At 41.7% G+C, this 12,703-nt stretch carries 10 protein-coding genes; 6 read left to right on the top strand and 4 right to left on the bottom strand.

Annotated features, from left to right (window positions below; all coding sequences use genetic code 11):
- Positions 1-143 precede the first annotated feature (143 nt).
- Positions 144-1,433, bottom strand: coding sequence for a thiolase family protein (locus BUB92_RS05465; RefSeq protein ID WP_073091179.1), 1,290 nt, complete (start codon positions 1,431-1,433; stop codon positions 144-146).
- Positions 1,434-1,713: 280 nt separating this feature from the next.
- On the opposite strand from BUB92_RS05465, the gene BUB92_RS05470 reads away from it, so the two are divergent.
- Both BUB92_RS05470 and BUB92_RS05475 read left to right on the top strand, forming a co-directional pair.
- Entirely contained in the window at positions 1,714-2,334 is a 621-nt protein-coding gene (locus BUB92_RS05470) for a ComEA family DNA-binding protein (protein ID WP_073091182.1), read from the top strand.
- Entirely contained in the window at positions 2,331-4,625 is a 2,295-nt protein-coding gene (locus tag BUB92_RS05475) for a DNA internalization-related competence protein ComEC/Rec2 (protein WP_159432310.1), read from the top strand. Before BUB92_RS05470 ends, BUB92_RS05475 begins: the two co-directional genes overlap by 4 nt.
- A gap of 5 nt (positions 4,626-4,630) precedes the next feature.
- Here the strand turns inward: BUB92_RS05475 and BUB92_RS05480 are convergent, their stop codons facing one another.
- Positions 4,631-5,941, bottom strand: coding sequence for an NCS2 family permease (locus tag BUB92_RS05480; protein WP_073091187.1), 1,311 nt, complete (start codon positions 5,939-5,941; stop codon positions 4,631-4,633).
- 458 nt (positions 5,942-6,399) lie between these two features.
- A complete protein-coding gene (locus BUB92_RS05490) occupies positions 6,400-7,773 on the bottom strand; it encodes an NAD(P)/FAD-dependent oxidoreductase (RefSeq protein WP_073091193.1) in 1,374 nt (457 codons plus the stop codon).
- Positions 7,774-8,004: 231 nt separating this feature from the next.
- Here BUB92_RS05490 and holA point away from each other — a divergent pair, with 231 nt between their 5' ends.
- Complete coding sequence (gene holA, locus BUB92_RS05495) at positions 8,005-8,976, top strand: DNA polymerase III subunit delta (RefSeq protein WP_073091195.1); 972 nt, start codon at positions 8,005-8,007, stop codon at positions 8,974-8,976.
- 19 nt (positions 8,977-8,995) lie between these two features.
- Here holA and rpsT read toward each other — a convergent pair whose 3' ends face one another.
- Positions 8,996-9,262: a 30S ribosomal protein S20 gene (gene rpsT, locus BUB92_RS05500; protein WP_073091198.1), complete on the bottom strand. Its 267-nt coding sequence runs from the start codon at positions 9,260-9,262 to the stop codon at positions 8,996-8,998.
- Positions 9,263-9,435: 173 nt separating this feature from the next.
- Here rpsT and spoIIP point away from each other — a divergent pair, with 173 nt between their 5' ends.
- The 3 genes from spoIIP to lepA all read left to right on the top strand — a co-directional run bounded on the left by spoIIP (position 9,436) and on the right by lepA (position 12,692).
- Complete coding sequence (gene spoIIP, locus BUB92_RS05505; protein ID WP_073091200.1) at positions 9,436-10,467, top strand: stage II sporulation protein P; 1,032 nt, start codon at positions 9,436-9,438, stop codon at positions 10,465-10,467.
- A gap of 2 nt (positions 10,468-10,469) precedes the next feature.
- Positions 10,470-10,769 carry a hypothetical protein gene (locus tag BUB92_RS05510; RefSeq protein WP_073091203.1) on the top strand — a complete coding sequence of 100 codons (300 nt, stop codon included), beginning with the start codon at positions 10,470-10,472 and terminating at the stop codon, positions 10,767-10,769.
- A 123-nt stretch (positions 10,770-10,892) separates the two neighbouring features.
- A complete protein-coding gene (lepA, locus tag BUB92_RS05515; RefSeq protein WP_084728353.1) occupies positions 10,893-12,692 on the top strand; it encodes a translation elongation factor 4 in 1,800 nt (599 codons plus the stop codon).
- Positions 12,693-12,703: the final 11 nt, after the last annotated feature.

Below are 12,703 nucleotides of genomic sequence, written 5' to 3' on the forward strand. Positions count from 1 at the left end.
TTTGTTACTTTTTTAGGAATTTATTGCTCTATTTCCTTTATATATTATAAATAAAATAAAAACGGCTGCCAACAATGACTTTGTCGACAGCCTGAGAGGAAGAGATAAGATCTCTTCCTCTAAAATTATGTTTTCAGACTTAATTATTTAACTCTCTGCCAGATAGCAGCAGCTCCATGTCCGTGTCCGATACACATGGATTCTACTACATATTCTACATCGGAGAAGTCAGGATCGGCCAGCATTGCGGTAATATCACATGCGATTCTAGCACCGGTACATGCCAGCGGATGTCCGATGGAGATTCCGGAACCCCATACGTTCAGGCGATCTTTCGGCAGATTGAGAGCCTTCTGTACATATACGGACTGGGAAGCAAAGGCTTCGTTGATTTCCCACAGATCGATCTGATCCTGGGTCATGCCAGCTCTCTTCAGCACCTTCGGAATAGCCAGAGCCGGACCAATACCCATGATTTCAGGTTCCAGACCGATTACCGCATAGGAAACGAGCTTCATCTTAGGTTTCAGGCCGAGTTTCTTTACGCCTTCTTCGGTAGCCAGAACTACGCCCGCAGCAGCGTCATTGATCTGGGAGGAGTTACCAGCAGTTACCGTAGCTTTTTCATCCTGCATGAAAACGGTGGGCATAGCTGCCAAACCTTCTAAAGTAGTGTCAGGACGGGTACCCTGGTCGATAGCTACTACTACTTCTACATCTTCTTCGCCTTTTTCCGCTCTAGCTTTGGCCAGGTGATCGCTGGCTACATAAGCAGCTTCCTTGTTGAAGGGGTTGGGATTTCTTTTAGCGATGCTGGCAGCAGGAACTTTTACCTTAACCGGAATAGTTACACTGCCGACTTTATCTTTTTCCTGAGCTTTAGCAGCCTTCATGTGGGATTCATAAGCGAACTGGTCCTGTTCTTCACGGGTAATGTTGAAGCGGCGGGCAACGATTTCAGCAGTGTATCCCATGTTGATAGCGCCTAGGTCCATGTATTTGCCGAGGTCAGGATGGATGTCAGCTCCAGCTCCCATCGGGATATGGGTCATGTGCTGAACTCCACCGGCAAACTGCACATCTCCACCCCAGCCGCACATCATGGTAGAAACAGCGTACTGGATGGACTGTAATCCCGAAGCGCAGAAGCGGTCAACCGTACAGCCGGCTACTTCATAAGCACCATCGGAGAGGATCCATGCTAAACGACCGATGTTAAGTCCCTGTTCCATGAAAGCGTTGGCACAGGTTGCCCAAACTACGTCGTCGATGATTTCAGCCTGTTTTTTCTTGTCTTCTAAGCCGCATCTTTTTCTCAGTTCTTTGTAAACGATAGCGGTCAATTCTTCAGCGCGAACATTGATAAACCAGGATTGCTTACCAGCGCGGGCGATAGGAGTACGCGCAGCTTCTACTACAAATACTTCCTTCATCAAACAATTCCCCCTTAAGTATAATTTTTTCGGTCTGCACTCAGGCTGCCTGGCAGCCAACCACTCTACTTACAGTATTCCATAAAAACAATAAATAATCCATAACTTTTTTCTAAAAAAATAAAATTTTAATTTTCTAAATTGTCTAAAGGAGCATTAAAATTTTTTATTTCCTTTATAAAAATATAATTTTACCAGTAAAGATGCTGGAGGCAAAATTATTTCCACAAATGCAGGAATTTTACATTTTCTGGCGAATATTGCTGACGAGGTGATAAGGATGTTTAGCCTGGATAAAAAAACGCTGGCTTTAATGCTTTTTTCTCTCCTGCTGGCTTTTTATGCCGGGGTAAAGTATGCTGGTTTTATCCAGAGCGGAAAACCGGCAGCAACCATTTTCCTGGACGGTGGGGAAAGTCTGACTGCCAACGCCGAAAAAGAGGAAGAGGGAAATATGTATATTGAGGTATATGTAGGCGGGCAGGTGGAAAAGCCGGGGGTATACCGTCTGCCGAAAGGAGCCCGGGTTTATCAGGCGGTGGAGCAGGCAGGAGGGATTACGGATAGGGCGGATTTAAAATATGTCCCCTTAGCACGCATACTGGAAGATGAAGAGACTATATGGATACCTTCACCAGAAGAAGTGACCGGCTTGGATAGTAGCTATGTTTCTACATTTTATACCAGCGGGGGGAATAATGCCGGCAAGGTTAATATAAATACAGCTTCTGCAGAAGAGCTGGCAGCCAAGCTTAATGGCATAGGCCCTCAGCTGGCAAAGCGCATAGTTGATTACCGTAATCAAAATGGCAAATTTAAGAGTATAGATGAAATCAAAAATGTAAGCGGTATTGGAGAGAAAAGGTTTGAACAGATAAAAGACCAGATATGTGTACGATGAAGGATATAATAAATTTACCTTTATGGGTAAAAATTTTTATAGCTTTTGCTCTAGGCATAATTTTAGCTTATTACGAGCTTAGTTTTTTAGCCTGTATTTTCACAGGCTTTATATTGCTTTCCTATCTTTTATCATGTAAGTTTAGTCATTACCTGCTCATTCCTGCTCTTATTTTACTCACCGGATCAATATATTTTGATTTTAATAAAGCCATTTTTCCCCCTTCACTTCCGGCAGAAGTAAATAATTTTGAAATAAAGGGGAAGGTTGTTTCTTATCCTCGCTATGATGACAGAAAATGCAGTTTTATTTTAAAGACGGAGAGAAAAGAGCCATTTTTGCAAAAAATGCAGGTATTTCTTTATTTCCCGGCCCGTGTTGAACGAGGAGATGAAATTTTTATAAAAGGTAAGCTGGTTTTACCGGATGAGCCAGGGAATCCCGGCGAATTTAATTATGCGGCCTTTTTAAAGAAAGAAAAAATCTGCTATATGCTTATAACGGGTGAAGAAAAAAATCTGCAGGTAGTAAAAAAAGCGTGCCTTATTGACTTTTTATTAAATAAATGTCGCCAAAAAGCGGAGATTACTATAAAAAATATCCTTCCTGATAAAAAGGCTGGTATCCTTTTAGGTATGCTTCTGGGGAAGAAAGAGGAGATAAGCCCTGAAGATTACCGGGAATTTCAAAAAAGCGGAATTGTGCATATCTTTGCAGTTTCTGGTTTGCATGTAGGTTTTTTAGCTGCTTTAGTAGGATTTATTTTGTCTTTATTTAAAGCTTCCCCTTGGAGCAAAATAACTGTTACTTGTGCAGTCCTGCTGGTGTATGGAAGCATTGTAGGCTGGCCAGTTTCTGTTATGCGGGCAGTTATAATGACCATTCTTGCCGCAGCCGCTTTTTATTTTAAAAGGGAAAATGGACTTATAAACAGCCTGGGTCTGGCAGGGGTTATTATCCTGCTTTTAGATCCTTATGCCCTCTTTAAAATAGGATTTCAGCTTTCCTTTGCTGCTACTTTTGGCCTTGTTTATATCTATCCTGCTCTGAGAAAGGTTATAAAGGAGAAAAAATGGTGGATAGATTTAATGTTGATTCCGCTTTGTGCTCAGGTAGCAGTTTTGCCTTTTATAGCTTATTATTTCTATCTTTTTACTCCCGGAGCTCTTATAACTAATATCCTCACTTCTTATCTGGCCGGGGGAGCGATAATTTTGGGTTTTTTAGGAATAATTACGGGTATAGTTTTTCCTTTTTTAAGCCCTGTCTTTATTTATCCGGCAGGATTTATGATCGATATAATAACGGCTGTGGTTAAAATAGCAACCTCTTTGCCTTTTGCTTATCTATGGGTTAAAAAACCCGATGTTGGATTCATCATCCTTTATTATGCCGGTATTTTGCTGGTATGTTATGCTTTATATCACAAAACTATAAAAGCGGCAGGCACAGGTATTTTAATGATAACTGTTTTTCTTTTTTTTCTTTGCCTACCGCCTTCTTTCTATGATCGCGGCTATTTAGAGATAACTTTTATTGATGTAGGCCAGGGAGACAGCATACTTATAAAAACCCCGGAGGGAAAATTTATTCTGGTAGATGGTGGCGGAAACAGATGGACAGATGTGGAGGAGAGGAAACTTTTGCCTTATCTACACAGCCGGGGAATAAACAGGTTTTATATGCTGGTAAACTCCCACCCTGATTATGACCACCTTAAGGGTTTAGAAAGAGTTTTAGAGGAACATAAAAATAAATTTTTATGTATACCGGCCAGTTTAGCTGGAGTTTCAGAATATCAATATATAAAATCTGCCGCTTTCAATAAAGGAAGTAAGGTGGTTTATTTGTATGCAGGGCAAAAAATTAAGCTGTCAAAAGATTGCTTTATGGAAGTTTTATATCCAGAAAAAGAATATAGAGGGGAAAAATATAATGATAATTCTTTAGTATTATATATGAAATATCGTGATTTTGCTGTACTGCTCACAGGAGATATTGAACAAGAAGGGATAAAAAATTTGCTGAACAAAGGATATGTGAAAGAGGCAAAGGTAGTAAAAGTTCCCCATCATGGCAGTAGAGGCTCGTTATATCCGGAATTTTATGATAAAGTTAATCCCCATCTGGCGGTTATATCAGTTGGTAAGAATAATTTTGGTCATCCCCACCCGGAAGTTTTAGATTTATTAGGGGCTAAAGGGATAAGGGTTTTGCGCACTGACCAGAATGGAGCCATTACCTTTTTGAGTAATGGCTCCGAGATAAGAATAAAGACTTTTAAACCTTAATTTAATTAGGCCAGCCGCATTGCAAAGTTGATGATAAAAGCCACAGCAATCAGATAAACCAGCCAGTGCACTTCTTTGGCCTTTCCACTTATAGTTTTCACTACAGCATAGGAAATAAATCCAAAGGCTATGCCCTGGGCAATGCTGTAAGTAAGCGGCATAACAATTATAGTAAGGAAAGCAGGCAAAGCATCAGTAAAATCACTGAAATCTATATCTTTAATGCCCTGTATCATGAGTGCTCCAATTATTATAAGAGCTGGAGCTGTAGCATAAGCTGGAACCAGACCTACTAAAGGAGCAAAGAAGATTGCTAATGCAAAAAGTAAACCTACTACTATAGCGGTAAGACCGGTTCTTCCTCCTTCAGTTATACCGGCTGCGTTTTCCACATAAGTAGTTACCGTACAGGTACCTACTACTGAACTCCACATGGTACCTATGGATTGAGCCAGAAGGAAACGGTTAAGGTTGGGTATTTCACCGTTTTCGTCAATCAGATTGGCCCGCCGGCTGAGCCCGATCAAGGTACCGATGTTGTCAAACATTTCTACAATAGTAAAACTAAAAACTATAGAGAATAAACCATATCTGATAGCAGCACCCAGATCAAGCTTACCAAAAGTCGAGCTGATATCAGGTGGGGTAAAACTTATTACATCACTTATAGCTGTGGGACGGTCAAATATTCCCAAAATCATACCCACGATAGTAGTAGCTAAAATAGAGATCAGAAGCCCACCCTTTACCTGACGTGCCATCAGGGCACCTGCCAGAAACACCCCTAAAATGCTTAAAATAACCGGAGGACTGGTGACATCACCTATTCCTACCAGTGTATTAGGATTATCTACTACTACACCTGCTGCTCTTAAACCTATGAATGCTATAAATAATCCTACCCCTACACTCATGGAAATTTTAAGCACTTCCGGGATAGATTTAACTATATACTGCAAAGCTCCGGTTACGGTAAGAATAAAAAAGAAGACACCGGAGAAAAATACGGCACCTAAAGCGGTTTGCCAGGGAAGCCCCATCCCCAAAACTACCGTATAGGTAAAGAAGGCCTGAAGGCCAAGTCCAGGAGCAGCTGCCATAGGCATATTAGCCAGCAATCCTACCAGCAGGGTAGTACCAACTGTTGCCAGTACCGTAGCCGTAATAGCTGCTTCTTTAGGTATGCCTGCTTCGCTCAATACATTTGGATTTACGAAAAGGATATAAGCTAGAGTTACAAAGGTGGTGAAGCCTGCAAGTACCTCTGTGCGCAGGTCAGTCCCCCGCTCACTCATCTTGAAAAATTTATCTAACATACTAGACTCCAAGCTTAAGACCTCCTATTTTTTGATTTTTTGCTATATTTTTTATGGTCTTGCGCAAGCCCATTTGTTTTTACTAGCAATAAGTGTGCCAACTTTCCCGAGCACCAAAAAAAGAGGAAAAACTTATAATTTTACCGGTATAAAGGGCGAATATTTTTCCGGCAGGGAAAAAAATTCAAAAATGATAATAATATGCTTTTCCGCTTCATAAATTAGAGCGAGAGAGGCGATGGAGAAAAATGGGATTTGGCTGGCTTTTTCCGTTTCTGAATTTACAGCAGGAGTTTTGGCGCTTTTTTTTTCTGGAAATTGTGGCGGGATATGCAAAAAGGGCGCAAAAAAGGTGTGATTATTTTTTGCAGGTGGAATTATATGTTAAAAAGGCTTGGGGCATGGCTAAAGTATAAATAAATAAGAGAGCAGGTTTTTACTCCTGCTCCCGCTTAATTTTATTTGGAAAGTATAGCCCTGGCTGCTACCACTCCGGATACACTGGCTTGAATTAGGCCGCGGGTTACCCCGGCTCCATCCCCAACAGCCCAGATGCCTGGTATAGGTGTTTCCAGGTTGTTGTTAAGCTGAGGACGGGCCGAATAAAATTTAGCTTCGATACCGTAAAGCAAGGTGTGATCAGAAGCAATACCAGGCATAGCTTTGTCTAACGCTTCCAGACATTCGATAATACCTACCATGTAGCGGTGAGGAAGGACTAAAGAAAGATCACCGGGTACCGCTCCTTTTAAGGTTGGTTCTACCATACCTTTTTCGATACGGGAAGGGGTAGAACGCCGACCACGTTTTAAGTCGCCGTAGCGCTGTATAATTATGCTGCCACTTAGCATATTGGCCAGACTAGCGATACATCTTCCGTATAATATAGGTTTATCAAAAGGTTCTGTAAATTCCTGGCTTAAAAGCAGGGCAAAATTGGTGTTGCTGCTCTTGCTGCCTGCATAGGCATGGCCGTTTACGGTAATTATGCCATTGGTATTTTCCATTACTACATGCCCGTTAGGGTTTACGCAAAAGGTGCGCACTGTATCATCAAAGGTGCGGGAATTGTATATTATTTTAGGTTCCCAGATATTATCGGTAAACTCCTGCATGGTTACAGCCGGAACTTCTACTCTAACTCCCAGGTCGACCTGGTTGTTGCTTAAGTTTATGCCCAATTTTTTAGCCTGTTCCGAAAACCAATGGGCTCCATCGCGGCCGGGAGCTAAAATCAAATAGGGAGCTGTAAAAATCCCTTTTTCCGTTTTAACCCGTTTCCGGCCTGCTCCTTCTACTTCTATATCCGTAACCAGGGTGTCGGTTTTTATTTCCACTTTTTCTTGCAGGAAAAGGTACATATTTTGGAGCACAGTCAGGGTATTTTCCGTTCCCATATGCCTTATCTGGGCCGGGATCAAACGCAGGCCGGCCCGGGCAATTCTTAATTCCAGATCTTTGACCTTGTCGTTATCCTGGCCGAATATGCGGTCAGGAGCCCCAAATTTTACATATATGCTATCTACATAATTTATTAACTTTTCCAGGTTGGATTTACCTATATAATTGGCCAGCCAGCCTCCGAATTCCGTAGTAAGGGTTAATTTGCCGTCAGAAAAAGCCCCTGCTCCCCCCCAGCCGCTCATTATGGAACAAGGTTTGCAGTTCATACAGCTTTCTGCTTGCGTACCTATAAGGCATTTGCGGTTTTCCACCTTTTTTCCTTTTTCTAACATCAGCACCTGCAGATTGCTGTGCCGGCTTAGTTCCATAGCGGCAAAAATTCCTGCCGGACCTGCACCGATGATTATTACATCATAGTCTGTTTTCATCTTTATCCCCTCCTGATGTTATAAAATAAACTTTTCTGACGGCTTTTTTAGGCTCTACCGTAAATTTATCATTTTTCTTATGATTAGGCTACAAGCAGGAAAGCCTTTAATTAATAAATACAGGGCGAATTTGCTATAATTAATACATAGTTCAGGGGAACATTTAATATGCTATTTTCAACCCTTGATAATACAGGAAATTAATAATAATGTTTCTAGGGGAGTATTTTTATGGAAGGAAATATTATTTATATATGGGGCAGCGAGGCTTATCTTGTTGATGAAGAAATAAGGAAAATTACTTCCTCTTTCAGCGGCGATGAGCTGGCAACTATTTATCTGGAGGTAGAAAACTTAAACGGGCAGGAATTGCTGCAGCTTTTAGATTTTAGCCCGCTTTTTGCTCTGCAAAGGGTGGTGGTTATTAAAAATCCTTACTGGTTTGAGAAGGTACGCCGACCCCAGGTGCTAAAGGAGATAGTACAGGCCCTGGAAGAGTATGCTAAGAATTCTTCCCCTATGCAGACGGTAGTTATAACCGGCCTAACCAATAATACTTCTAATCCGGTAATAGGCTGGCTTAACCAAAAAGCCCGGGTAATAAAATGCGAAAATCCCGGCCCCATGTATTTAAGACGGTGGATTAAAGAAGAATTTGCCCGCAGAGGCAAAAGAGTAACGGAAGAGGGAGCTTCTTTTCTTGCCCAGAGCGGACAGGATATGTACTATATGCTGAATTTGCTAGAAAAGATGGCTCTAATTAAAGGAGATGATAAAGAAGTAACCCTGGAGGAAATAAAGGAAGAACTGGAAAGCGGAGAAGAGATCAAGGTTTTTAAATTTACCGATGCCTTTTTAAAAAGAGACCAAAAGGAGGCTTTTGCTGCCTATTACCGGCTGCGGGAACAGGGAGCGAGTACTGTTTTTATACTGTACATGACAGTAAGGCAGTTTCTAGCTTTAGCTAAAGTAAAGTTTTATATGGAAAAAGGTTACAGCAGGCAGGAGATAGAAGAAAAAACCGGCCTTAAAGATTTTGTTATCAGCAAAATGGCTGCTTATTCCCGCAATTTCACGGCGGCCGAGGTGGAAACTTTTTTTACCTGGTTTTTGGAGGCAGATCTGGCTTTAAAGAGTTCCGAAATTGCGCATGAGGATATTATAATGGAAATGCTTATAAGCCAGATCGCAGCCAAAAAATAAAACCTGTCGTATGACAGGCTTATTTGGCAAGCTGGTTGAATTTTTGCACCAGTTTTGATTTTTTCCGGGCTACAGTATTTTTATGCAGAATTCCTTTATTAACGCTCTTATCTAAAAGAGATATCACCTGAAGCAGATTGGCTTTAGCCTGCTCTACATTATTTTCCGCCAGAGCTGCTAAATATTTCTTTTCGGCAGTTTTAATTCTGCTCTTGTATGCTTTGTTGCGCAGGCGTCTGGCTTCTGCCCTTCTGGCCCGTTTGGCAGGTGTCTTACTTTTAGCCAAGATTTCACCTCCTTGAATTCTTACGCTAACAGAATTACTATAGCATTACCTGTCTTAAAATGCAACCTGCTTTTTATGCATTTTTGCTAGAGGTCAATGCGTTATTTACCGGTTCTATCTCCTGACGGGGTGCATAAATTTTTAAAAATGGGCTTTAAAAAGGGGGGAGCCGGGTGCGAAAAGTTTACTGGCAGGATTTTATCCGGGGCCTGCTCTTTTTAGGTGTTTTTATATTTGTGATAGTTGCAGCAGTAAGTGTCGATATAAATAAATTCTATGAGGAAGAGCTGGCCTGGATAAGGTGGAAAAATTTTATCCGTCCGGTTTCGCAAATACATATAAGCTTTAATCTGGGATCTATGGCCTTTGCTCAGGTTAACCTTGCTTTATCCCCTAATATGGAACCCTTTTTTTTAAATGCAGGGAGAAAAAATTTACCTGCCGAACTTATGATAACTACTATACAGGCTTTAGCTTATGCCACAAGCGGCTATGAAGGGAAGGAAACAGAAAAAATAGAAGAAAAAGCAAGCCTTCCCGTGCAGCAAGATAGAGAACAAAGCGGAGGCATAAGCAAAGTATATTATTCCTTTCCTCCCGGCTGGAAAGCAGTTTTGTATTGTACCCATACTTCAGAATCTTATGTCTTAAGCAGTGGGAAAACTAAACATGAAGGGGAAAGGGGATTAATAGATGAAGTGGCAAGGAGCCTGGCTGGCGAAATCAGGAAGAGAGGGTTAAGGGCTGAATATATAGACACTATACATGACTATCCTGATTACAGCCAGAGCTATGTCAAATCCAGGGAAACAGTTAAAAAGATCCTGCAGACCGAAGACAAAATAGTAGCTCTGTTTGATATTCACCGGGATAGCCTTCCCGGGGTAATGAAAGGAGAAACGGTAGAGATAAACGGCAAAAAGAGTGCCCGCATCCTGATAATTGTAGGTACTGATGAAAGGAAGCCTCATCCTAACTGGAAGAAAAATTTGGAGTTTGCGAAGAAAATATATAGTAAAGGAGAAGAGATGTATCCCGGGCTTATAAAAGGGGTAAGGACTAAAGCTGGAACCTATAATCAGGAATTTCATGAAAAAGCTCTTTTATTAGAGTTCGGCAGTGAGTATAATACTCTGGAGGAAGTTTTATATGCAGCAAGTCTATTTGCAGATGTTTTAATTACTGTATTACAGGAGGAAGGGTAATATTGGCAGCCAGAGCAGGAAAAATTTTTATGGTATTAATAATAATCAGTTTGCTTATAGCAGGTCTTAATGTCAGCAATTATGGCATCAGTCAGCTCACCATGGAAGACAGGGGGGCAGTGCTGGATGTAAAGTTTGAAGGCGGGGATATAGTCTTTACTTTTCTGGGTAAGGAATATGTTTTTGAGCAGTATAAAAGTAGAGGCTGGGAAGATTTTTATGCCTACTGGCAGGAGATAGAAGATTATTTACGGAAAATATGGCGTATCTTTGAAGCTGTTTTTCTTTATGAGGTGGAATGATAAAGGGGGGAATATTACCCCTTTTGTTTTTGGGCTTTAATTTTGCGGCATTGAACAGATAAGCTGTATTCGCTATAATTTAGAGGATAAATTTAAGGCATTTACAGCTTGGAGGGTTATAAATTGCAGGAAAGAATAAGAAACTTCAGCATAATTGCTCATATAGACCATGGCAAGTCAACCCTGGCCGACCGGCTTTTAGAATTTACCGGGGCTATTTCTGACCGGGAAATGCGGGAACAGTTTTTGGACAAGATGGACCTGGAGCGGGAAAAAGGTATTACTATAAAACTGCAGCCGGTAAGGCTTAATTATAAAGCGCGGGATGGCAAAGAATATATTTTTAATCTTATCGACACTCCCGGACATGTCGATTTTACCTATGAGGTCTCCCGCAGTTTGGCTGCCTGTGAAGGGGCTTTGCTGGTAGTAGATGCCTCCCAGGGAATAGAAGCTCAAACCCTGGCTAATGTATATATGGCTATGGATCTTGATTTGGCTATTGTAGGAGTTATCAATAAAATAGATCTTCCCGGGGCCCGGGTAGAAGAGGTAAGGGAAGAGATACAAAATGTAATAGGGCTGGCAGCGGAAGAAATATATCCTATTTCGGCCAAGCTGGGCCTGGGAATTGAAGAAGTGCTGGAAGCAGTGGTAAAACATATCCCCCCTCCGCAGGGAGATGTAAATGCGCCTCTGCAGGCTTTGATTTTTGATTCCTATTTTGATCCTTATAAAGGAGCTATTTCTTATATAAGGGTGGTTAACGGCCAGGTAAAAAAAGGCGACATCATCAGGATGATGTCTACGGGCAAAGAGTTTGAAGTTACCGAACTGGGAGTCTTAAATCCCTATATGACAGAGGTGGAAAAGCTGGAGGTAGGAGAAGTAGGGTATCTGGCTGCCAGTATAAAAAATGTGGGGGATACCAAAGTAGGGGATACTATAACTTTAGCGGAAAATCCGGCTGATAAGCCTCTGCCCGGCTATAAGGTGGTAAAGCCTATGGTGTATTGTGGCCTTTATCCTCTGGAAAACAGTGAGTTTGAAAAGTTAAGGGATGCGCTGGATAAACTCAAGCTCAATGATGCCTCCCTGGTTTATGAGCCGGAGACTTCAGAAGCTCTGGGCTTTGGCTTTAGATGCGGATTTTTAGGCCTTTTGCACCTGGAAATTATAAAAGAGAGGCTGGAAAGGGAATATGATTTGAGCCTTCTAGCTACTGCTCCCAGTGTGGTATATAAGGTAGTGCTTACTGACGGTTCGGAGGTAGAAGTGCAGAATCCCAAGCACTGGCCTATGACGCAAAAGATTGATCGGGTTTTGGAGCCTTTTGTTAAGGCCTCTATAATGGTGCCCAGTGATTATATAGGAGCGGTTATGGAACTATGTCAGGAAAAGCGGGGACGCTATGAAAATATGGAGTATCTTTCTAAAGATCGGGTATTGCTGACCTATAAGCTGCCCCTTTCCGAAATCTTGTATGACTTTTTTGATGCCTTAAAGTCGCGTACCCGGGGTTATGCTTCTCTGGATTATGAAATAAGCGGCTATGAGGAGTCAGATCTGGTTAAGCTGGATATTCTTCTTAATGGGGAAATAGTAGATGCCTTGAGCTTTATAGTGCACCGGGAAAATGCTTACTATAGAGCGCGCGCCATTGTGCAGAAACTGCGCAAGATAATCCCGCGGCAGCTCTATGAAGTAGTTATTCAGGCAGCTATTGGAAGCAAAGTAATTGCCCGGGAAACGGTCAAGGCTTTGCGCAAAGATGTTTTGGCCAAGTGTTATGGCGGTGATGTTACCCGCAAGAAGAAGCTTTTGGAAAAGCAAAAAGAAGGCAAAAAGAAGATGAAGCAGATAGGCCATGTCGAGGTACCCAAAGATGCCTTTATGACTATTCTGGATATTGAGAATGAATGAAGGGAATGGCT

Origin of the sequence: Thermosyntropha lipolytica DSM 11003 (genome assembly GCF_900129805.1) — a bacterium.
Lineage (GTDB): Bacteria > Bacillota > Syntrophomonadia > Syntrophomonadales > Syntrophomonadaceae > Thermosyntropha > Thermosyntropha lipolytica.

What these genes read in the sequence shown, in the direction of transcription:
- BUB92_RS05470 (WP_073091182.1), top strand. Translation starts at nt 1,714, where the DNA reads ATGTTTAGCCTGGATAAAAAAACGCTGGCTTTAATGCTTTTTTCTCTC.
- BUB92_RS05480 (WP_073091187.1), bottom strand. Translation starts at nt 5,941, where the DNA reads ATGTTAGATAAATTTTTCAAGATGAGTGAGCGGGGGACTGACCTGCGC.
- BUB92_RS05475 (WP_159432310.1), top strand. Translation starts at nt 2,331, where the DNA reads ATGAAGGATATAATAAATTTACCTTTATGGGTAAAAATTTTTATAGCT.
- BUB92_RS05465 (WP_073091179.1), bottom strand. Translation starts at nt 1,433, where the DNA reads ATGAAGGAAGTATTTGTAGTAGAAGCTGCGCGTACTCCTATCGCCCGC.
- BUB92_RS05490 (WP_073091193.1), bottom strand. Translation starts at nt 7,773, where the DNA reads ATGAAAACAGACTATGATGTAATAATCATCGGTGCAGGTCCGGCAGGA.
- holA (WP_073091195.1), top strand. Translation starts at nt 8,005, where the DNA reads ATGGAAGGAAATATTATTTATATATGGGGCAGCGAGGCTTATCTTGTT.